21 protein-coding genes are annotated in these 20,970 nt (G+C 71.4%); 7 read left to right on the forward strand and 14 right to left on the reverse strand.

Annotation, left to right across the window (positions count from 1 at the left end; all coding sequences use genetic code 11):
• Positions 1-247: 247 nt before the first annotated feature.
• On the forward strand, positions 248-1,399 hold the full coding sequence (locus E5N76_RS19840; protein WP_149539057.1) for an acyltransferase family protein: 1,152 nt from the start codon (positions 248-250) through the stop codon (positions 1,397-1,399).
• 155 nt (positions 1,400-1,554) lie between these two features.
• Here E5N76_RS19840 and E5N76_RS19845 read toward each other — a convergent pair whose 3' ends face one another.
• From E5N76_RS19845 to E5N76_RS19885, 9 genes are all read right to left on the reverse strand, one after another.
• The gene (locus E5N76_RS19845) at positions 1,555-2,232 is read right to left on the reverse strand and encodes an alpha/beta hydrolase (RefSeq protein ID WP_149539058.1); all 678 of its coding nucleotides are present in this window, start codon (positions 2,230-2,232) and stop codon (positions 1,555-1,557) included.
• A gap of 349 nt (positions 2,233-2,581) precedes the next feature.
• Positions 2,582-3,430, reverse strand: coding sequence for an ion transporter (locus E5N76_RS19850; RefSeq protein WP_149539059.1), 849 nt, complete (start codon positions 3,428-3,430; stop codon positions 2,582-2,584).
• 55 nt (positions 3,431-3,485) lie between these two features.
• On the reverse strand, positions 3,486-4,163 hold the full coding sequence (locus E5N76_RS19855; protein WP_149539060.1) for an NnrU family protein: 678 nt from the start codon (positions 4,161-4,163) through the stop codon (positions 3,486-3,488).
• Positions 4,164-4,272: 109 nt separating this feature from the next.
• Entirely contained in the window at positions 4,273-4,926 is a 654-nt protein-coding gene (locus E5N76_RS19860; protein WP_149539061.1) for a hypothetical protein, read from the reverse strand.
• 119 nt (positions 4,927-5,045) lie between these two features.
• On the reverse strand, positions 5,046-5,519 hold the full coding sequence (locus E5N76_RS19865) for a 23S rRNA (pseudouridine(1915)-N(3))-methyltransferase RlmH (protein WP_235907787.1): 474 nt from the start codon (positions 5,517-5,519) through the stop codon (positions 5,046-5,048).
• 375 nt (positions 5,520-5,894) lie between these two features.
• A complete protein-coding gene (gene rsfS, locus E5N76_RS19870; RefSeq protein WP_235907788.1) occupies positions 5,895-6,311 on the reverse strand; it encodes a ribosome silencing factor in 417 nt (138 codons plus the stop codon).
• Between the two features lie 768 nt (positions 6,312-7,079).
• A complete protein-coding gene (locus E5N76_RS19875; protein WP_149539064.1) occupies positions 7,080-7,769 on the reverse strand; it encodes a nicotinate-nucleotide adenylyltransferase in 690 nt (229 codons plus the stop codon).
• Positions 7,770-7,877: 108 nt separating this feature from the next.
• A complete protein-coding gene (locus E5N76_RS19880; protein ID WP_149539065.1) occupies positions 7,878-9,170 on the reverse strand; it encodes a glutamate-5-semialdehyde dehydrogenase in 1,293 nt (430 codons plus the stop codon).
• 375 nt (positions 9,171-9,545) lie between these two features.
• Positions 9,546-10,157, reverse strand: coding sequence for a histidine phosphotransferase family protein (locus E5N76_RS19885; protein WP_149539066.1), 612 nt, complete (start codon positions 10,155-10,157; stop codon positions 9,546-9,548).
• 86 nt (positions 10,158-10,243) lie between these two features.
• Between E5N76_RS19885 and E5N76_RS19890 the strand changes: the two genes are divergently transcribed.
• The 6 genes from E5N76_RS19890 (at position 10,244) to E5N76_RS19915 (ending at position 15,397) form a co-directional block, all read left to right on the forward strand.
• Positions 10,244-10,423, forward strand: a complete 180-nt coding sequence (locus E5N76_RS19890; RefSeq protein ID WP_149539067.1) for a DUF3553 domain-containing protein — start codon at positions 10,244-10,246, stop codon at positions 10,421-10,423.
• 156 nt (positions 10,424-10,579) lie between these two features.
• Positions 10,580-11,572: a GTP 3',8-cyclase MoaA gene (gene moaA / locus E5N76_RS19895; protein WP_149539068.1), complete on the forward strand. Its 993-nt coding sequence runs from the start codon at positions 10,580-10,582 to the stop codon at positions 11,570-11,572.
• A gap of 327 nt (positions 11,573-11,899) precedes the next feature.
• Positions 11,900-12,286 carry a hypothetical protein gene (locus E5N76_RS19900; protein WP_149539069.1) on the forward strand — a complete coding sequence of 129 codons (387 nt, stop codon included), beginning with the start codon at positions 11,900-11,902 and terminating at the stop codon, positions 12,284-12,286.
• A 194-nt stretch (positions 12,287-12,480) separates the two neighbouring features.
• Positions 12,481-13,326 carry a carbon-nitrogen hydrolase family protein gene (locus E5N76_RS19905; protein ID WP_149539070.1) on the forward strand — a complete coding sequence of 282 codons (846 nt, stop codon included), beginning with the start codon at positions 12,481-12,483 and terminating at the stop codon, positions 13,324-13,326.
• A 23-nt stretch (positions 13,327-13,349) separates the two neighbouring features.
• The gene (locus tag E5N76_RS19910; protein WP_187830296.1) at positions 13,350-14,141 is read left to right on the forward strand and encodes an NAD kinase; all 792 of its coding nucleotides are present in this window, start codon (positions 13,350-13,352) and stop codon (positions 14,139-14,141) included.
• Positions 14,138-15,397 carry an MFS transporter gene (locus E5N76_RS19915; protein WP_149539071.1) on the forward strand — a complete coding sequence of 420 codons (1,260 nt, stop codon included), beginning with the start codon at positions 14,138-14,140 and terminating at the stop codon, positions 15,395-15,397. Before E5N76_RS19910 ends, E5N76_RS19915 begins: the two co-directional genes overlap by 4 nt.
• 102 nt (positions 15,398-15,499) lie before the next feature.
• Here E5N76_RS19915 and E5N76_RS19920 read toward each other — a convergent pair whose 3' ends face one another.
• The 5 genes from E5N76_RS19920 to E5N76_RS19940 are packed head-to-tail and all read right to left on the reverse strand — an operon-like array spanning position 15,500 to position 20,940.
• Positions 15,500-16,537: an ABC transporter ATP-binding protein gene (locus E5N76_RS19920; protein WP_149539072.1), complete on the reverse strand. Its 1,038-nt coding sequence runs from the start codon at positions 16,535-16,537 to the stop codon at positions 15,500-15,502.
• Entirely contained in the window at positions 16,534-17,517 is a 984-nt protein-coding gene (locus tag E5N76_RS19925) for an ABC transporter ATP-binding protein (protein WP_149539073.1), read from the reverse strand. The genes E5N76_RS19920 and E5N76_RS19925 overlap by 4 nt, the downstream gene beginning before the upstream one ends.
• A complete protein-coding gene (locus E5N76_RS19930) occupies positions 17,514-18,425 on the reverse strand; it encodes an ABC transporter permease (RefSeq protein ID WP_149539074.1) in 912 nt (303 codons plus the stop codon). Before E5N76_RS19930 ends, E5N76_RS19925 begins: the two co-directional genes overlap by 4 nt.
• Positions 18,422-19,396: an ABC transporter permease gene (locus tag E5N76_RS19935; protein WP_149539075.1), complete on the reverse strand. Its 975-nt coding sequence runs from the start codon at positions 19,394-19,396 to the stop codon at positions 18,422-18,424. Before E5N76_RS19935 ends, E5N76_RS19930 begins: the two co-directional genes overlap by 4 nt.
• A complete protein-coding gene (locus tag E5N76_RS19940) occupies positions 19,393-20,940 on the reverse strand; it encodes an ABC transporter substrate-binding protein (protein ID WP_235907789.1) in 1,548 nt (515 codons plus the stop codon). Before E5N76_RS19940 ends, E5N76_RS19935 begins: the two co-directional genes overlap by 4 nt.
• Positions 20,941-20,970: the final 30 nt, after the last annotated feature.

Here is a 20,970-nt window from a genome sequence, read left to right on the forward strand (position 1 = left end):
GCCTGGATTCCAAGCCCTTTCAGCCGCCGGCAGCGGCGCGTCGCCATCGCCACCGCCCGCCGCGAGCCACCGGCCGGCGCGCCCAGGGCGCGGGAACCGATGCAACTCGCCCCCCGCTTCGCGGTTCCACCCCCTGCCGCCCCGCGCGGGCGGCGCCTTCCGCGTGGCCTCCCCCCGAACCGTTCCGGGCCGCGCTTCATCCGGCCAGGGCATCCCCCATGTCCCGGCCCGACGGATCCGGGAGCCCATGAGGCCAAATCCTGCCAGGCTGATCGAGCTTGATTCCCTGCGCGGTCTCGCCGCGCTGATCGTGGTGCTGCACCATGCCTATCTCTCCCTGCCATGGGTGCCGGACTGGCTGCGCTGGGCGCTGGAGGCGACGCCGCTGCGTCCCATCGCCACCGGCCGGCCGGCGGTGCTCTTCTTCTTCGTCCTCAGCGGCTATGTGCTGACCCGGGCCCTGGCGGCGCAGGAGGCGAAACAGCCGGGCAGCGTGCTCAGCGCCCCGGGCTGGGCCAGCTATGCGGCGCAGCGGGCGGTGCGGCTGGGGGTACCGGTCCTGGCCTCCCTGCTGTTCTCGGCGCTGTTGCAGCGCCTGGCCTGGCACGGCCCGCTGCCGGCCGAGGTGCCGCATCTGGTCGCCAAGGCCGGCTGGCACGAGATGTGGACCTGGCCCGCCATGCTGCAGCAGGCGCTGCTGCTGAGCCATGGCGACGGCTTCCAGCTCAACCCGGTGCTGTGGAGCCTGGTGCATGAGTGGCGGGTCTGCCTGCTGCTGCCGCTGGCGCTGCTGTTCCGCGGGCATCTGGCGCTGCTGCTCGCGGCCTCCCTGCTGGGGGCCGGGGTGGCGCGGCTGGCGGGCATGCCGGAGGGCTGGGTGACGCTGGGCGACAGCCTGTGGCGGACCTTCGCCGCCAGCGCCGGGCTGCTGCCGGCCTTCGCCGCCGGCGCCGCGCTGGCGCTGGCCCGGCTGCCGCCGCTGGACCGGGCGGGGGCGGCCGCCGCCGGGATCGCGGTGGTGATGCTGGCGATGGCGGCGCAAGATTACGGTGTCATCGCCGCCTCCGTGCTGCTGATCCTGCTGGCCCAGGCAGGGGGCGGCCTCGCGGCGGCGCTGCGGCGGCCCGTGCCGCTCTGGCTCGGCCGGGTCTCCTTCAGCCTGTACCTGGTGCACATGCCGCTGCTGCTGATGCTGGTGCATCTGCTGTGGGGCCGGCTGCCGCCCCTGGCGGTGGCGGGGCTGGCGATCGGGCTTTCCCTGCCGGCGGCGGCGGCGATGTATCGCTGGGTGGAGCAGCCCTCCCACCGCATGGCGCGGCGGCTGCGGTGGCAGGGGGCGTCGCGGGGGGTGCCGGCGGGCGGGCTTGCCTCCCAGGTGGAAAGGGGGGCGGCGCCGTAGGGCTGCCTCCAGGCCGGCGCTCTGCTCCCGGAACGCTGCCCGAGGCAGGGCCGGCACCGGTCCGCGGGCCGGCTTCGACCGGTCGCGGCAGCGCGGGGCGGGGCGAAGCGCCGGCGGTCCCGCCGGCCTGGCCCCGGCTGGCGTCGCCCGGCCGGTCAGGGCCTCGCCATGAGGAAGGCCAGCGCGGTCAGCGCCATCTCCTCCGGCACCTCATGCCCGCCGGCGAATTCGCGGAACAGCACGGTGTAGCCATAGCGCCGGAGCTGCGGCACCAGCCGGCCGCTGCAGCGCTCGAAAGGCAGCACCGGGTCGGCCAGGCCGTGGCTGAAGAAGCAGCGCGGCCGGCCTTCCAGGTGCAGCGGCGCGGCGAAACCGGGGGAGAAGGCGAGCACATGGGTGAAGAGCTCGCCATTCATCAGTCCAAGGGAAAGGGCGTAGGAGGCGCCGTCGGAAAACCCGGCGATGGCGATGCGCGCCGGGTCCACCGGCCATGCCGCCAGCACGCCGGCCAGCGCCGCATCCAGCCGCGCCACATCCGGGCCGTAGCCGTCCAGCAGCACGTCCCAGGTGGGGCCCAGGCTTTCCGGCAGCAGCACCAGGGCGGAATCGGCGATCGGGGCGATGCGGCGAAGGGCGCGCGCCGCATCGCCGCTCGCGCCATGCAGCATGACGATCAGCGGCAGCGGGCCGGGCAGGCCGGCGGGCGGCACCCGCAGCTTTCCCTCCCGCCCCTCCCCCTGGCCGAGGCTGTGGAGGCCGGGCGGCAGGGGGCGTGGGGCGTCCGGTGCAGGGGCGGTCGGCCGCGCCAGCAGCCGGGCATCCGCATGGCTCATGCCGCAGCCTCCCCCCAGGCGTGGCCCCAGGGCAAGCCCCCTACCGGCTCAGCCTGCCAACCGGAGGGGCCTCTGCGGGCCTCGATCACCGGCGGATTGTCCCGGCGTCGCTTTCGGAGAGCATTTTCAACTTCGGCGAAATCGCCGGACGACTTGGAAAATGTGAGGAAACAAAGGGCTAGAGCAGATTCACGCCTCCGGGCGATGCCGCCCTCCGGCGATCTGCTCTAGAGCGTGATCGGTTGAGGTCGAATCGACCGAAACCGTGAATCACGCGACCGAACAACGAGCTAGAGCGGGGCGGGTGAGCGCAGCTCAACCGATCCCGCTCTAGCAGGGACGGCCGGGATCAGGGCTTTCCGATGCCCGCCGCCCGGAGCTCCGCCACCTCCGCGCGCAGCGCCCGGATTTCCCGCAGCATCAGCGCCGTATCGGCCTCCGCCTGGGCCATCGCCTTCTGCTGCAGCGCCGCCTCCCGCTCATCCTTCAGGGAGGAGATGCTGTCCACGATGACGCCGATGAAGAGGTTCAGCACGACGAAGGTGGCGACCAGGATGAAGGGGATGATGAAGAGCCAGGCCCAGGGCTGCTTCTCCGCCAGCGGGAAGGCGATGTCGCTCGGCCAGCCTTCTAGCGTCATCAACTGGAAGAGGGAGAGCAGGCTGTCGCCGAAGGTGCCGAAGCGCTCCGGCAGATCGGCGCCGAAGAGCTGCGTGGTGATCACCCCGCAGACATAGAAGAGCAGCAGCATCAGCGCGACGATGCTGGCCATGCCGGGGATGGAGGCCAGCATCGCCTCCACCACCACCCGCAGCGAGGGGACGATGCTGACCAGGCGGAGGATCCGCAGCACCCTGAGCACCCGGAGCACGGCGAAGGGCCCGCTGGCCGGCACCCAGGCGATGGCCACGACGATGACGTCGAACAGCCCCCAGGGGTCCTGGAACAGCCGGCCGCGGAAGGCATGAATGCGGAGCGCGATCTCCAGGGTGAAGATGGCGAGCAGGGCGTGGTTGAGCGCCCCGATCACCCCGCCCCAGCCGGCCATCAGGCTCGGCCAGGTCTCGAGGCCGAGGGTGATGGCGTTCAGCACGATGAGCCAGAGGATCAGGCTCTGAAAGCCCGGCGAGCTGACGAAATGGGCGACGCGCGCCCGTGGCGAGCCGTCCGCCTCGGCGGTGGTGACGGTTTCCTGCATGGTTCCTGCCCCGGCCTCGTTCTGTGTCCTGAATGGCGGCAATCGGGGGTTGCGATCAAGAGGCCGCGAGCAGGACCGGGACGCCGAAGAGCAACGGGTGCAGATGCAGCACCGCCGCCCAGGCGAGCAGGCCGAGCAGCGGGGCGCGCCAGCCGAGCTCGCCGAGGGCCAGGCGGTTGCGGCCGGCGAGGATGGCCCCGAAGGGCAAGGCGGAGGTGGCGGCGGCGAGGCGCGCCCATTCCGCCGGGGCGCGGCGGGCGAGCTTGGCGTCGATGGCGGGCATGCCGGCCAGAGCGGTGAGGAGGAGGGTGCCGAAGAAGACCAGGCTGGCGGTGTCGCCATTGCCGATGAGGTGGATGGCGGCCCAGAGGGCGATGGCCGAGAGCATGGGGTGGCGGGTGATGCGCTGGATGCCGCGGGCCGGCTGGCCGGGCCGGCCGCCCACCGCGGTGGGGTTGGGGCCGAGGAGGGCGAAGGCCAGCAGCAGGAAGGCGGGCAGCATGGCGAAGGCCAGGACCCAGCGCAGCCCGGCGGGGGCGAACCAGAGGGGTTGGGTCTCGGCGCCGCGCCAGGCGAGGATGAGCAGCACCAGGGAGGCGACGGAGAGGAGGGAGAAGGCGGCGCGGAAGCCGCCCTCCCCGAGGCGGGCGACGGCGATGCCGCGCAGCCCGGTGCCGGCCAGGCCGAAATGCAGGCCGAGCCAGAGCAGGGCGGCGAGCAGCAGGAGGAGCATGGGAAAAGGTACCAGACAAAGCAACGGCTACACACGCTGGCGTACGCAACTAAGTTAATATTCTTCTAGCTCGCCGCAGCTAGAGGTCAGAGGCCATATCATGAATATTCTACCTTTGGGTCGCTTTTTTCCCTACAGCAGGAGGTGGTGTCAACCAGTGTAGGCCAGGCAAAACTTGATTTGCCCACACGTAATCGGACTCCAAAAATAGGAAGGTAACTTTATGTATTCTGCATCTTTCGAAAGTACAGTCTTCGAATAATACAAAATTATATATAGGAACATTATCTGCCACCATCACCGCACACACACTTGTCATGCGACAATCTTTCATTCCTCCTTCACTTGGTCTGGTGGCAGATAAAGCGATATTATAAGGGCCTACTATATCACATTCTATAAACCTCTTTTTTCGCACTATCGGTTCTATTGGTGATACAAGATTGGAAACATCAATTCTTCTTTTCTTGAATTCATCTTGAAGTGGATTTATGGAGTCTTGTCGATGACAGAAATGATTCTCAATAGATGCCTTTATGATGCGTTCTCTTGCAATAGCCGCAGCTAGCCATAAGAGGACAAAAAGACCTCCAGCTGCTAGTCCACAAGCTATCCAGGTAATTACACCGCACGGTGCGAGCCACTTAGTTACCGCGGCGGCCCAGCTGGTGAGTATTGTTACGAATCCGGTGCTTCCAATAAGCGCGATAAGCGACCAATGAGATGAAATACTCTCAAGAATCGCATTGATCTTCTTCCACATGTCCCCCCTCTTATGCATGCCAAAACTGGCCAAAACTGATGGATGAGAGTTCATCCACTCCCGCCGGCTGCCATCCTCGCCCGTCTCAAAGGCAGAATGGCATTCCAAATTCGGATCGATCAATCTCGCCTAGGCCGCCAGGCACGATGGTAGGGGTGGCCCGCCCGGATGGCCTGCACCCGGTACCATTGCTCGGCCAGCAGCCCGCGCACCAGGAAATGCGGCCAGGTCAGCGGCCCAAGGGAAAGGCGGTGATCCGCCCGGGCCAGCACCGCCGGGTCCAGCCCCTCAGCCCCGCCGATCAGGAAGCAGAGCGGCCTTCCCGTCGCCTCCCAGCGCGCCGCCAGCGCGGCGAGCGCCTCGGAGCCGGGGGCCGCGCCGCCGAGGTCCAGCGCCACGGCATAGGCGGCCTCCGGCAGGGCGGCCAGCAGGGCGGCGCCCTCGCGGCGCCGGGCCTCGGCGGGGCTGCCCTGGGCCTCGGCCAGCTCCGTCACCGCGAAGGGCGGGCGCAGCCGGGCATTGTACTGGGCGAAGAGCGCCGCCTCGGGCCCCGGCTTCAGCCGGCCGATGGCGATCAGGCGGGGGGGCTTCACGCGGCGGGCTGAGGGGGCGGGCAGTGCCGTTGCGGCGGGTGTTCCCGCCCAAGGGCGCCATCCCGCCCCCGCCATGCGCTGTCTCGCCCCTGCGCGCCGCGCCGTGCCTGCGCGCCGTTCCACCCCCGCGCGCCGTTCCACCCCCGCGCGCCGTTCCACCCCCGCGCGCCGTTCCACCCCCGCCCTAACCCTCCCCCGCCAGCGGAGGAGAGAATCCGCTCTCTCTCCCCCGCTGGCGGGGGAGGGCCGGGGTGGGGCTGGCGGAGAACCAGGGCATGCCGCCGAACCAGGGCGCAGGGACGCATCGGCGCCTCGCCCTGGCCGCAACCAAGCCCGCCGAACCGCCGCATCATCCCACGGCGCGGCCCCATCCCCTCACCCCCCGCCACTGCCCTCGCCCACCGGCGAGTCCGGCCCCCACATCCGCTCCAGCGCATAGGTCGCCCGCGCCTCCGGCTTGAACAGGTGCACCACCAGGTCGCCGGCATCGATCAGCACCCAATCGGGCGAGGCCTGGATGGCATTGCGGCTGAGCTTCAGCCCGGCCTTCTCCAGCGCCTCCTCCAGATGCTCCGCCATGGCCTGGATCTGCCGGTCCGCCAGCCCGGTGGCGATGATCATCCGGTCCGTGAAGCTGGCCCGGCCGGTGACGTCCAGCACCAGCACATCCTCGGCCTTGTCGTCTTCCAGGCTGGCGCGGGCGGCGGCCACCAGCGCGTCCAGCCGCGCCGGCTCCGCCTTCGGCTTGCGCGCGCGGCGGGGCTGCGGCGCTGCCTCCGGCCCCGCTGCCACCTGGCTGCGGGTTACCGCGCCGCCGGCGGATCTGCGGGCGCGGGGCCGGGGTGCCGCGGCAACGGAGTCCGTCCCGGCCGCAGCTTCCTCGGCATGCGAGGGCATGACCGCGGACGGCGTCTCCCCCGCCACTTCAGGGGCGGGCTTGCGGCCGCGCCGCGGTGCCGGCCCAGCTTCCCCGGCATGCGGCGGCATGGCCGCGGGCGGCGTCTCCCCCGCTTCAGGGGCGGGCTTGCGGCCGCGCCGCGGTGCCGGCCCAGCTTCCCCGGCATGCGGCGGCATGGCCGCGGGCGGCGTCTCCCCCGCTTCAGGGGCGGGCTTGCGGCCGCGCCGCGGCGGCAGGGCAGCTTCCCCGGCCGGGGCGGCGGCCGCCTTCCGGGCATGCGAGGCCTGCGCCGTCACCGGCGCGGCCTCCCCGGCCGGGGCAGGCCCCGCCTTCCGGCCGCGCGGCCTCGCCACCGGCCCGGCCGGCGCTGCTTCGGCCGAGGGGCGGGCACGGCGCTTCGGCGCGGCCGACGGGCTGGCGGTGCTCTCCTCCCCGGCAGGGGGCTTCGGGCTGCGGGCGATGGCCGCCTCCTCTTGTCATATCCGCGGACAGTCCGGCGGCCTGATGTCCGAAGTCCCGCGGACTTCGCCGTCAGGCCGCCGGCCTTGGTGTTCCTTGGCCTGCTTATCCGCTCCCTTCGCCGGAAATCCAGCGCGGGGAGCGGGCAGGACGGCGGAGCGGGCGCATGCCGGTCCCGCCCCGGAAAATAAGCCCTGGGCGGCTTACCGCGGCCTGGCCGGAGCGCTGTCCGGCCCGGCCAGGCTGCGGTCGCCCTGCCCCAGACCGGCCCGCGCCACCCTGATAGCGGTGGCGGAGGCCGGATGTTCCCGCGCCGGCACCAGGCACCACGGCGCGTGGGCCGCCGCCCGGCACGCCGCGGGCCCTCCGCCCAGCGGCCCCGCCAGCAGCGCCGCCGGCCGCCGCCGCCAGCGCGCCAGGGCATGCGCCGCCTGGCCGCTCAGCGCCCGGCGGGTCTCCCCGGGCCGTGGCAGCACGGCGATGGGGGTGTGCCGGGCCAGCAGGCGCCAGCGCCGCCAGCGCGGGAGCTGGCGGAGATTGTCCGCCCCCATCAGCAGCACGAAGCGGGCGCGCGGGAAGCGCCGCGCCAGCTTGGCCAGGGTGGCGACGGTGAAGCGGCTGTGCAGCCGCGCCTCCAGCGCCGTCGCCACCACCCGCACGCCGTCGCCGATGGCGCGGGCGGAGGCCAGGCGCTCCGCGAAGGGGGCCATGCCGGCGGCGGGCTTCAGCGGGTTGCCGGGGGAGACGAGCAGCCAGACCTGGTCCAGCCGCAGCGCCCGCAGCGCCCGTTCCGCCACATGGCGATGCCCGGCATGGGCCGGGTTGAAGCTGCCGCCCAGCAGCCCGATGCGCGCCCGCCGCCGATCCCCCGCGGGGCCGGGCAATCCCGGCATGTGTTTCCGTCCCCTCCCCCAGAGCGTGACCGCTTGCGGCGGCCTCACCGGCAGCGCGGATCGCGCGGCCGGCTGCGGGGCTCGCGCATGCTGCCGTGCCGCCGGCCGTCAGGGCCTGGTCTGGCCCGTGCCGAGGACATGGTAGCGATAGGTGCAGAGCTGCTCCAACCCCACCGGCCCGCGGGCATGCAGCCGGCCGGTGGCGATGCCGATTTCCGCCCCGAAGCCGAATTCGCCGCCATCGCAGAATTGCGTGGAGGCGTTCCACAGCCCGACCGCCGAGGCGATGCCGGCGAGGAATTCCTCCGCCGCCGCCGCATCCTCGGTGATGATCGCCTCGGTATGCTCCGAGCCGTGGCGGCCTATATGCGCGATGGCCGCCGCCACCCCGTCCACCACCGCGACGTTCAGGATGGCGTCCAGCCATTCCGTGCTGAAATCCCCGGCCGTGGCGGGCTGCAGCTCCGGGCAGATGGCGCGGGCGCGGGCATCGGCGCGGAACGCGCAGCCCAGCGCCCGCAGGTCGGCGACCAGCAGCGGCAGCAGCGCAGGGGCGATGGCGGCGTCGATCAACAGGGTCTCGGTGGCGCCGCAGACGCCGGTGCGGCGCATCTTGGCATTGGCGAGGATGCGGCGGGCCATCTCCGGCGCGGCGGCAGCGTGGACATAGGTGTGGCAGAGGCCCTCGGCATGGGCGAGGACCGGCACCCGCGCCTCCTCCATCACCCGCGTCACCAGGCCCTTGCCGCCGCGCGGGATGATGAGGTCGATGAGGCCGGCGGCGCCGAGCATGGCGCCGACGAAGGCGCGGTCCGCGTTGGGGGCGACCTGCACCGCCGCCTCCGGCAGGCCGGCCGCGCGCAGCCCTTCCGCCAGCGTCGCATGGATGGCGGCGACGCTGCGCAGCGATTCGCGGCCGCCGCGCAGGATGACGGCATTGCCGGATTTCAGGCAGAGCCCGGCGGCATCGGCGGCGACGTTCGGCCGGCTCTCGAAGATCATGCCGATGACGCCGAGCGGCTGGGCGATGCGGCGGATGAGCAGGCCGTTGGGACGGGTCCATTCCGCCAGGGTGCGGCCGACCGGGTCGGGCAGCTCGGCGATCTCCTCGAGGCCCACGGCCATCGCCTCGATGCGGGCGGGGGTGAGGGTGAGGCGGTCCTTGAAGGCGGGGGAGAGATCCGGGGCGCCCAGCACATCGGCGGCATTGGCGGCGAGGATGGCCGGCGCAGCGCGCCGCAGCGCGGCGGCGGCGGCGCGCAGCGCCTGGTCCTTCGCCGGTCGCGGCGCCCGGGCGAGTTCGGCCGCGGCAGCGCGGGCGGCGCGGGCGGCGGTCTCGAGCAGGGCGGCGGCCTCCTGCTGCACGGGCAGGCGGGCGGTGGCGTCGGTGATGGCGTTCATTGCGGGACTCCCAGCGCGATGCGTAGCGCGGGGGAGAGGGGGCAGGCAAATGGGGCTCCGCCGCCGACCCCGCCCTGAGCCTGCTGGTTCAGCACCCGGGCCAGAACTCACACCGGGGTCCGGCGCCGGGTCCTGGCCCCGGTGGGGGTTGGCGGCACTGCCGCCAACGGGCAAAGCCGCCGACCTTCCCGCTTGTTTTTCATACCTTCCCAGTGTCCCGCTTCCGCAGGACTGCGGAAGCGGGACACCAGCTTTCGTTTCAGTGGCCTGCTTGCCCGCGAAGTTCGCTGGAAATCCAGCGGACTTCGCGGGCAGGACACCCGGTCCAGCCCATGGGACAGCGCCCCCTGCCGGGGCACGGGGCGAAGCCCCGCCTCACCCCTTGGCCAGCACCAGCGGCGGTGCCGGCCCCACCCCCAGCGCCAGGGAAAGGGCGTAGCCCTCCGCCGCCGCCAGGACCGCCAGCAGGGGCACCACCATGCGCCGCGGCCCCTCCGCCATGGCGGCGTCCAGATCGTCATCCGCCAGCAGGCGCAGCAGCGCGGCGGGCCAGGCCACGCTGCGCCCCTCCGGCAGGATGGTGAAGCCCGCCGCCGCATCGCCGGCAACATGCACGGTCCCGCCGCGCGGCAGCGCCTCCGCCCCCAGCAGCGCGGCATTCAGCACCAGCGGCACCAGCTCCGCCGGCACCGGGCCAGCGACGGAAAGCCCTGCCAACGCGAATTGCACCCGGGGGAAGGCGGGGGCGCCCAGCAGCAACTCGCCGATCGCCGGCGCGTCCAGCGTCCCGCTGCCCATGCCCCAGGCGGCGCCGTAGAGCCGCAGCCGCAGCCGCAGCGCGGTGGCGGATTCACGTGACAGAGCCAGCAGCTCGGCGTCACCCTGGCTGAGCATGTCGAGAGTGCCGGACAGGCTGCCGACCACGCCGCCGAGATCATGACAGAGCCGGGCAGCGACCAGCCGGGAAAGTCGGGAAGCGGCACTCATTCCTTTTCCATCCTGCGGGGAGCGGGTCGTCTCGTGTTGATCACATTCCGGTTAGTCAATTCCTTCCCCCGCATGAGGGCCGGAACGTGACCGGGCTCATCGAGCCCGGCATGTGGGTCCGGCACCCGGATCGCCCGGATTGGGGGATCGGTCAGGTCCAGTCCGTGATCGGCGACCGCGTGACGGTGAATTTCGAGCACGCGGGCAAGCTGTTGATCAATGCGAAACAGGTCACGCTGGACATAATCGGACCTGAAGACCCCTGAAATTTCGCCGCTTCCGCCGGCCCGGAGCGACCGGCCCGGCGGCGAAACCCGCCGGACGGGCCGCCCCGGGGGTTGCGGCCCCGGGGGGAGACGGACCAAATGCAGGGCGTGAATGAGCTCTCGAACCCTGGACATGCGAACCCTGGGCATGGCGCCATGATTGATCCGTTCGGCCGGCGGATCTCGTATCTGCGTGTCTCCGTTACCGATCGCTGCGACCTGCGCTGCGTCTACTGCATGGCGGAGGACATGACCTTCCTGCCGAAGCGGGAGGTGCTGACGCTGGAGGAGATGGACCGGCTCTGCGGCGCCTTCATCTCCCTCGGCGTGGAGCGCATCCGCCTGACCGGCGGGGAGCCGCTGGTGCGCAAGGGGGTGATGACGCTGTTCCAGAGCCTCGGCGCGCGCCTGGGAGGGGGCGGGCTGAAGGAGCTGACGGTCACCACCAACGGCACCCAGCTCGGCCATATGGCGGAGGGGCTGTACGCCGCGGGCGTCCGCCGCATCAACGTCTCGCTCGACAGCCTGGACCCGGCGGTCTTCAAGGCGGTGACGCGGTGGGGGGAGCTGGAGAAGACGCTGGACGGCATCTTCGCCGCCAAGGCCGCCGGCCTCGCGGTGAAGATCAACGCCGTGGCGCTGAAGGGCGTGAATGAGGGCGAATACGACCGGATGCTCGCCTGGTGCGGCGAGCACGGCTTCGACCTGACGCTGATCGAGACCATGCCGATGGGCGAGATCACCGGCGAGCGGGTGGACCAGTACCTGCCGCTCTCCCTGGTGCGGGCGCAGTTGCGGCAGCGCTGGACGCTGGAGGAGACCGACTACCGCACCGGCGGGCCGGCCCGCTATTTCACGGTGAAGGAGACCGGCGGGCGGCTCGGCTTCATCACCCCGATGACGCATAATTTCTGCGAATCCTGCAACCGGGTGCGGCTGACCTGTACCGGCACTCTGTACATGTGCCTGGGGCAGGAGGATGCGGCGGATCTGCGCCGGCCGCTGCGCGACCCGGCGGTGGACGAGGCGGGGCTGCGCGCGGCCATCGAGGCGGCGATCGCCCGCAAGCCGAAGGGACACGATTTCGTCATCGACCGCCGGCACAAGACCCCGGCGGTGGGGCGGCATATGAGCGTGACCGGGGGCTGACCCCGGATTGGGTCCCCGCCGGAGGGCGGGGGCTTCGCCCGCCGGCAGCGGTGCGGCCCCTGGCTGGCGGGGGCTTCCGCCCTCGTCGTTCTGCCCTCGCCGGCAGGGCCGTGCTGCCGACCCCGCCCGGGGCGAAGGCATCCCGCCGGCCTCCTGCGACGTCGCCGGCGCGGAAACTGCCGCCCCCCTCCCCGCTCCGGGGTGCAGGCGCGCCCTCTCCTCCGCCGCGTATGCTTCCGCGCTTTGCCCCCCTGCCCCGGCTCAAGCTATTCTCCCGCCACGGCGGGCGGCTGCGCCCGGCGACGCTGGCAGCCAGGGGAATGGGCGATGGAGTTGCTGCAGGACATGGCGACCCGCCTCGCCGTGCCGGGCATGCCGGAATGGACCGGGCTGCTGGCCCTTCTGCTGCTGCTGCTGATGGGCCTCGCCTTCCTGCTGATGCCCTTCAGCGTCTTCGGGGTGAAGGGCCGGCTGGAGCAGATCGAGGCGCAGCTCGACGAGATCCAGGCCGAATTGCGCGGCCTTTCCCTGCGGCTTTCGGACGCGCCGCGGCGCGCCATGGCGGATGACTGGGTGGAGATGCCGGGCCATGGGCTGCGGGTGCCGGAGGACAGCCTGCCCCGCACCGCCCCGCCCGTGCCGCCCCCCGCCGCCTGGCCGGAAGGCGGCCGCGCCAGCCGCGCCGAGCCGCGCCTCGACTGGCCCCGCCGCTGAGCCACGCGGCCCGGACTCGAGGTCTTCAAACGCCCCTCGGCCTGCGGCGGACCCCGGCGACGATGGGGGGTGGCCGATGGCGCCCCCCGGCGGGGTGGGTCCGGCAGGGGGCAAATCCCTCCCCGCGGGCGTGCCCTTGCCCTGCGGCCCACGCCACGGCTTGATGCGCCGGACCGGCACAGGGATTCCGAGCGATGCGCGTCAGCGTCATCCAGATGAACCAGGGCAGCGACAAGGCGAGGAACCTGGCGGAGGCCGAGCGGCTCATCACCGCCGCCGTCGAGGCCGACCGCCCCGGCCTCGTCACCCTGCCCGAGACCTGGACCAATCTCGGCGGCGGCCGCGAGGCGCGCATGGCGGCGGCGGAGGTGCTGCCCCCCGAGGGCAGCGGTGAGCCCGGCGGCCCGGCCTATGAGCTGCTGCGCGCCCTCGCCCGCCGCCACGGGATCTTCGTCCATGGCGGCAGCATGGTGGAGGCGGGCGACGGGAAGCTGTTCAACACCACCGTGGTCTTCGACCCCGCCGGCACCGAGATCGCCCGCTACCGCAAGATCCACCTCTTCGACATCACCGGCCCGGACGGCACCGGCTACCGCGAGAGCGCGCTCTACGGCGCCGGCGACCGGCTGGTGACCTTCGAGGCGGGCGGCATCACCTTCGGCTGCACCATCTGCTACGACATGCGCTTCGCCGAGGAATACGTCGCGCTGCGCCGGGCGGGGGCGGAAGCGATCTTCGTCCCCTCCAATTTCACCCTCGCCACCGGCAAGGACCATTGGGAGGTGCTGCTGCGCGCCCGGGCCATCGAGAGCCAGTGCTGGATCCTCGCCGCCGCCTCCTGGGGCCAGTATGAGGAGCGCGGCCAGATGCGCTCGGTCTACGGCCATTCCCTGGTGGCGGATCCCTGGGGGCATGTGGTGGCCAAGGTCTCGGACGGGGTGGGCTGGGCGACGGCGCGCATCGACGGGGCGGTGACGGCGCGGGTGCGGCGGGACATGCCGGTGCTGGCCCACCGCGACGCGCGGCCGATTTCGCTGTGAGCGAGCCGGTATCGAGCTTCCCGCTGCCCGTCACCCAGACGCCGGAGGATTTCGCCGGGCGCATCGCCTTCCTGGCCTCCGCCACGGAAGCCGCCTGCGCCGCCCGCGCCCGGCTGGTGGCCCGCTACGGCGACACGCCGCTGGAGCAGGCGGCGGCGATCGTGGCGCTCGGCGGCGATGGCTGCATGCTGGAGACGCAGCACCGGCTGCTGGGCCGCAACATCCCGGTCTATGGGATGAATTGCGGCAGCGTCGGCTTCCTGATGAACGACTACCGGGAGGAGGCACTGCCCGAACGCCTGGCGGATGCCCAGGCCGCCATGCTGCACCCCTTGCGCATGCGCGCCATCACCGCCGGCGGCGCGGTGCGGGAAGCGCTGGCGATCAACGAGGTCTCGCTGCTGCGGGAGACGCGGCAGGCGGCCAAGATCCGCATCCTGATCGACGGCAAGGAGAGGCTTTCGGAGCTGATCTGCGACGGGGTGCTGGTCTCCACCCCGGCGGGCAGCACGGCCTACAACCTCTCGGCGCATGGGCCGATCGTGCCGCTGGGGGCGAACCTGCTGCCGCTGACGCCGATTTCCGCCTTCCGCCCGCGGCGCTGGCGCGGCGCGCTGCTGCCCGCCGATGCCGAGGTCGCCTTCGAGATCCTGGAGGGCGAGAAGCGCCCGGTCGCCGCCGTGGCGGATTATACCGAGGTGCGGGAGGTCCGCCGGGTGGAGGTGCGGGAGGATCGCGGCGTGGCGCTGACCCTGCTGTTCGACCCGGACCACGGGCTGTCCGAGCGGATCATCGCGGAGCAGTTCACGGTGTGAGCCAGCCCGCTGCCAGGGCGGAAGCGGCGGCGCCGAGGAATACGCCGCCGGAGGCGACGCCCGGGGCGACGGCGGCGGCGCCGGATGCGGAGCCGCTGCCCGCCGCCGACACCCGCCTGCTCTGGGGCATCGCGCTCGGCCAGACCATCGGCTGGGGCACGCTGTACTACGCTTTCCCCCTGTTCGGCGCGCCGCTGGAGGCGGAGCTCGGCTGGAGCCGGGCGGCGTTCAATGCCGGGCTGACGCTGGCCCTGCTGGTCTCCGGCCTGGCCGCCATTCCGGTGGGGCGGATGGTGGACCGCTCCGGCGGGCGGCGCATGCTGGCCTGGGGCGCGGGCGCCGGGGCGGTGCTGCTGCTGGGCTGGGCCGCCACCTCCTCCCTGCCCGTCTTCTGGGGCATCTGGCTGCTGATGGGGCTGGCGCATGCCGCCTCGCTCTGGGCCCCGGCCATGGCGGTGGTGGTGGCGATGGCGCGGGATCCGGCGCGGACCATCACCGGCATCACCTTCGTCACCGGCTTCACCGCCACCATCTTCACGCCCCTGACCGCGCTGCTGATCGAGGGCTTGGGCTGGCGCGGCGCGCTGCTGGCGCTGGCGGCGCTGCAGGCCGTGGTGGTGCCGCTGACGCTCTGGCTGCTGCCGGCCGAGGGCGGGCGGACCAGCACGGCGCCGCGCCCGGGCTTCAGCCTGTGGCGGGCGGTGCGGCGGCCGGCCTTCCTGCAGATCGCCGCCTGCCTGGGGGCGCTGAGCTTCATCAGCATCGGGCTGACGGCGCATCTCATCCCGCTGCTGCGGGAACGCGGGCTGGCGGAGCCGATGGTGATCCTCATCGTCTCCCTGCAGGGGCCCTTCACCGTGGCGGCGCGGGCGCTGCTCTTCGCGCTGGGGCCGCTTGTGACGATGCGGGATGTCGGCCGGCTGGCGACGCTGCTGACGCCCTGCGCCATGCTGGTGCTGGCGGTGGCGCCGCCGGCGCTGCTGCCCTTCCTGCTCTATGCGCTGCTCTGGGCCATGGCGGATGGGCTGATGACCATCGTCCGGGCGGCGGGGGTGGCGGAGATATTGGGGCGGGAAGCCTATGGGACCATCACCGGGGCGCTGACCATGGTCTCGCTGCTGCCGCGGACCCTGGCGCCGCTGGCGATCGCGCTGCTGTGGGAGGGGTTCGGGGGGTATGGGCCGGTGCCCTGGCTGCTGGCGGGGCTGGGCTGCGTGGCGGCGGCGGCGTTCTTCCGGGCGGCGAAGCCGGGGTGAGGCAGTAGAATGGGGGCTTTGCCCGTTGGCGGCACTGCCGCCAACGGGCAAAGCCCCCGATCTTCGTGGCGTTCTCTGAGTTCGGCGTCAGGGGCCCATCCCTCACGCCAGATCGTTCAGATGACACGCACTCCGCCGCCCGGGCGCGATCGCCTTCAGCGCCGGCCGTTCCAGCTTGCAGCGCTCCATCGCATGCGGGCAGCGCGGGTGGAAATGGCAGCCGCTGGGCGGATTCAGCGGCGAGGGGATTTCCCCCTGCACCCCGGCGAAGCTGCGCTTGCGCGCGTCGATCCGCGGCACCTCCGCCAGCAGCGCCTGGGTGTAGGGGTGGTTGGGCGAGCGGAAGACCTCCTCCGCCGGCGCCTCCTCCACCACGCGCCCGAGATACATGATGACGACGCGGTCGGAGAGATGCTCCACCACGCCAAGGTCATGGCTGATGAACAGGTAGGTGAGGTCCAGCTCCTTCCGGAGCTTCATGAAGAGGTTCAGGATCTGCGCCTGGATGGAGACGTCGAGTGCCGCCACCGCCTCGTCGCAGACCAGGAAATCCGGCTGCACCGCCAGCGCCCGGGCGATGCCGATGCGCTGCCGCTGGCCGCCGCTGAATTGGTGCGGGTAGCGCTTCTTCAGCGCGGGATCGAGGCCGGCGCGACGGAGCTGCTCATCGACATAGGCGGCGAGTTCCGAACGCCGCGCCAGCCCGTGCACCAGCGGCGCCTCGCCGACGATCTCCTCCACCTTCAGCCGCGGGTTGAGCGAGGCGTAAGGGTCCTGGAAGATCATCTGGGTGGCGAGCTTCACCCGCCGCGCCTCCGGCCCGTCCAGGCTCCGCAGGTCGCGGCCATGGGAGAGGATGACGCCGTCGCTCGGCGGGAGGATGCCGGCGATCATCCGGCCGAGCGTCGATTTGCCGCAGCCGCTCTCGCCCACCAGCCCGACCACCTCGCCGCGGCGGATGGCGAGGTCGACGCCGTCCACCGCATGCACCACCTCCTCCCGCACCTTCACGCCGAGGCGGCGGGCGAGCTTCGCGGCGAAATCCAGCGTCTTCGCGAAGCGGCGGGAGACGCCGCGGGCCTCGACGATCGGCGGCGCCTCGGTGGTCCGCATGGCCGGGGCCTCCAGGGTCTCGCTCATGCCGCGGCGACCTCCGCCAGATGGGGGTGGATGCAGCGCGCATGCCGCCCTGGCAGGTATTCCGCGAAGGGCGGCGGCTCGGCGCAGCGCGCCTCGGCGCGCGGGCAGCGGGCGCGGAAGGCGCAGCCCGGCGGCAGGTTGAGCAGGCTGGGGGTCATGCCGGGGATCTGGCTGAGCGGCGCGCCGCGATGGTTGCGGCTGGGCACGCTGCCGATCAGGCCGCGGGTGTAGGGGTGCAGCGGCGCGTCCAGCACTTCGCTCACCGGGCCGCTTTCCGCGACCTTCCCCGCATACATGACCGCGATGTCGTCGGCGAGGCCGGCGACGACCGAGAGGTCATGGGTGATCCAGATCAGCGCCGTGCCGTATTGCGTGCAGAGCTTCTGCGCCTCGGCGAGGATCTGGCCCTGGATGGTGACGTCGAGCGCGGTGGTGGGTTCGTCGGCGATGATGAGGTCCGGCTTGTGCAGCAGGGCGATGGCGATGGCGACGCGCTGGCGCATGCCGCCGGAGAATTGGTGCGGATAGGCGGCAAGGCGTTCCTCCGGCGAGGGGATGCCGACCTGGCCCAGCGCATCCCGCGCCCGCTGCCTGGCTTCGGCGCGGCTGACCCTGGCGTGGGCCAGGACCGTCTCGATCATCTGGGTGTCGATGCGCAGGACCGGGTTCAGCGTCATCATCGGGTCCTGGAAGATCATCGCGATGCGGTTGCCGCGCAGGTCGCGCATCTGCGCCTCGCTCAGCGTGGCGAGGTCGGTGCCCTTGAACAGGATCTGCCCGCCGGTGATCCGCCCCGGCGGATCGACCAGGCCGAGGATGGAGAAGCCGGTGACCGTCTTGCCCGAGCCGCTTTCTCCCACCAGGCCGAGCACCTTGCCGCGCTCCACGGTGAAGGAGACGTCGTCCACCGCCTTCACCACGCCGGCGCGGGTGAAGAAGTGGGTCCGCAAATTGCGGACCTCGAGAGTGGGGGGCGTCACCGCTTCAGCCTCGGGTTCAGCACGTCGCGCAATTGGTCGCCGACCAGGTTGATGGAGACGATGGTCACCAGCAGGGCGATGCCCGGGTAGAAGCTGATCCAGTATTTCCCGCTCAGCATGTACTCATAGCCATTGGCGATCAGCAGGCCGAGGGAGGGCTCGGTGATCGGCACGCCGAGGCCGAGGAAGGAGAGCGTGGCTTCCAGCGCGATGGCGCGCGCCACCTGCATGGTGGCGACGACGATCAGCGGCGGCAGGCAATTCGGCAGCAGATGGCGGAAGATGATGCGCCGCGTCGGCAGCGCCAGGCATTGCGCCGCCTCGATGTACTCGCGCCGCCGTTCCACCAGCGCGGAGCCGCGCACGGTGCGGGCGTAATAGGCCCACTCCACCACCACCAGCGCGATGACGACGTTCAGAATCCCCTTGCCGAGGAAGGCGAGGATCATCAGCGCGGCGAGAATGGCGGGGAAGGAGAGCTGCAGATCGACCAGCCGCATGATGAGGCTGTCCGTGCGCCCGCCGGCATAGGCGGCGATCATCCCCAGCGAGGCACCGACCAGGCAGGCGATGATGGCCGAGCCGGCACCGACGAGGAGGGAGATGCGCAGCCCGTACATGATGCCGGAGAGCATGTCCCGCCCCTGGTCATCCGTGCCGAGCCAGTAGGTGAAGCCGGCGCCGCCCACGCTGCCCGGCTCCAGCCGCCCATCCATGATGTCGAGCTGGGCGAGGTCATAAGGGTTCTGCGGCGCGATCCAGGGGGCGAGGATCGCCACCAGCGCGATGATGGTGAAGAGCAGCAGCCCGAACAGCGCCAGCTTGCTCTCGGCGAATTCGGCGACGAAGCGGCGGAAGGGCGTCTCGACCCGCGGCGGGGCGATACTGCCGGCGGCGGTGCTGCTCATGCCTTGCCCTCCAGCCGGACGCGCGGATCGAGCACGGAATAGGTGATGTCCACCACCAGGTTGATGGTGATGAAGAGCAGCACGATGATCATCAGATAGGCCACCATCACCGGGCGGTCGAGCACGTTGATGCTGTCGATGATCAGCTTGCCCATGCCCGGCCAGGCGAAGACGCTCTCCGTGACGACCGAGAAGGCGATGGTGCCGCCGAATTCCAGCCCCACCACCGTCACCACCGGGATCAGGATGTTCTTGAAGACATGGACGAAGGTGACGCGGGCGGGGGAAAGCCCCTTGGCCCGGGCGAATTTCACATAGTCCATCAGCATCGTCTCCCGCACCCCCGCGCGGGTCAGGCGGATGACGAGGCTGATTTTGAAGAGCGCGAGGTTCAGCGCCGGCATGGCCATATGCGCGAGGCCGTCCCGCGTCAGGAAGGACCAGCGCATGCCGAGCACCTCCACCGTTTCGCCGCGCCCGGTGCTGGGCAGCCAGCCGAGCTGCACGGCGAAGACCATGATGAGCATCAGCCCGACCCAGAAGGTGGGGAGCGAGAAGCCGAGGATGCTGCCCGCCATGATCCCCTGGGAGAGCGCGGATTTCGGCCGGAGCCCGGCATAGAGGCCGAGCGGCAGGCCGATGAGCAGCGCCACGATGGTGGCGCCGAAGGCCAGTTCCAGCGTCGCCGGCATGCGCTGCAGAATCAGCCTGAGCGCCGGCTCGTTGAACACGAAGGACCGCCCGAGATCGCCCTGCAGCGCCCGCCCCAGGAAGACCAGATATTGCTGCCACAGCGGCAGATCGAGGCCGAGCGCCTTCACCGCCCGCTCCCGCTCGATCTGGTCGGCCTCGGGGCTGATCAGGATCTCCACCGGATCGCCGATGGCATAGACGCCGAGGAAGACCAGCAGCGACATGGCCAGCACGACGCCCACCGCCTGGAGCAGGCGGCGCAGGAGGAAGACCGTCATCGCGGCGCCGCCGGGCGGACATCCTGCGCCCGCGTCAGCTCATCCGCCCTGGCATCCATCACCAGGCCGCGGCGCATGGCCCAGGCATTCTTCTGGATGTGCAGCGGGATGATGCCGACATCCTCGAAGGCGACGCGGCTCGCCTGGCGCAGCAGCTCCTCCCGCTTCGCATCGTCCAGCTCCTGCATGGCGCGGTCGATCAGCCGGTCCACCTCCGGGTTGGAGTAGCGGCCGCGGTTGGAGGCGCCGTAGCCCTTGTCGCGGTCGAAGCTGGCGACGAGGTTGCGCAGCGGGTTGGAGGCCTCGCCGGAGGAGGTGCCCCAGCCGATCAGGAAGGCGGAGAGATCCTGCCGCGCGGCGCGGGCGACGAAGCTGGTCCAGGGCTGCGCCTCCACGGTGGTGCGGATGCCGGCGCGGGTCCACATCTGGCCGATCGCCTGGATGATGCGGGCATCGTTCGGGTAGCGGTCATTCGGCCCGCTCAGGGTGAGGCGGAAGCCGTTGGGGAAGCCCGCCTCCGCCAGCAGCTTCTTCGCCGCCTCGGCATCGGCGCGCGGCGCGGCGAGGCCGGGCAGGTAGCCGAAGGCGCCTTCCGGCAGGAATTGGCCGGAGGGGATGGCGGAGCCTTCCATGATCCGCTCGGTGATCGCCGCGCGGTCGATGGCGATGGAGAGCGCCCGCCGCACCCGCACATCCTTCAGCGGGTTCTGCTGGATCGGCCTGCCCTCATTGTCGGCGACCTGCGGCGAATTCTCCGCCCGGCTGTGGTCCAGGCTGAGGAAGATCAGCCGGAGGCCGGTCACCTCCGCCAGGGTCAGGCGCTGATCGGCGCGCAGCTTCGCCAGGTCGCTGGTCGGCACCTGGTCGATCACCTCGACATCGCCGGCCAGCAGCGCCGCGGTGCGCGCCGCGTCATTGGTGATCATCCGGTAGGTCACGCGCTGCCAATGCGGCTTGGTGCCCCAATAGGCCTCGTTGCGCTCGAATTCGATCCGGTCGCCATTGCGGTGGCTGACCATGCGGAAGGGCCCCGTGCCCACCGCCATGGGGCCGGCATTGAAGCCTTCCGTCGTCGCCTGGGCATGGGTCTCGCGGTCCAGGATCATCACGCTGGCCAGGTCCGTCGGCATCAGCGGATAGGGCGCGGCGGTGCGCAGGCGCAGGGTCAGCGGATCGACGATCTCCACCTGCCGGATGGGCCGCGTGTAGATGGCGTAGGAGGAGGGGGAATTCGGCACGTTGGGCACGCGCTGGAAGGTGAAGGCGACGTCCTCCGCGGTGAATTCGCCGCCATTGTGGAAGCGCACGCCGGGGCGCAGCCTGAACTCCCAGGTCGTCTCATCCACCGCGCGCCAGCTTTCGGCGAGGCCGGCGACGACCCGCGCATGGCTGTCCGTCATGGTCAGCCCGCCGAAGATCATGTGCGCCACGGCCGTATTGGGCGAGAGCTGGTGGTAATGCGGGTCCAGCGAGGTGACCGGCGCCCCGACGCCCATGGTCAGGGTCTGCGCCGCCGCACCCCCCGCCAGAAGGCATGCGGCCATGGCGGCGCTGCCCGCCGCTTGCAGACCTTG

The sequence above is a fragment of the Siccirubricoccus phaeus genome (assembly GCF_008360935.1).
GTDB lineage: Bacteria > Pseudomonadota > Alphaproteobacteria > Acetobacterales > Acetobacteraceae > Siccirubricoccus > Siccirubricoccus phaeus.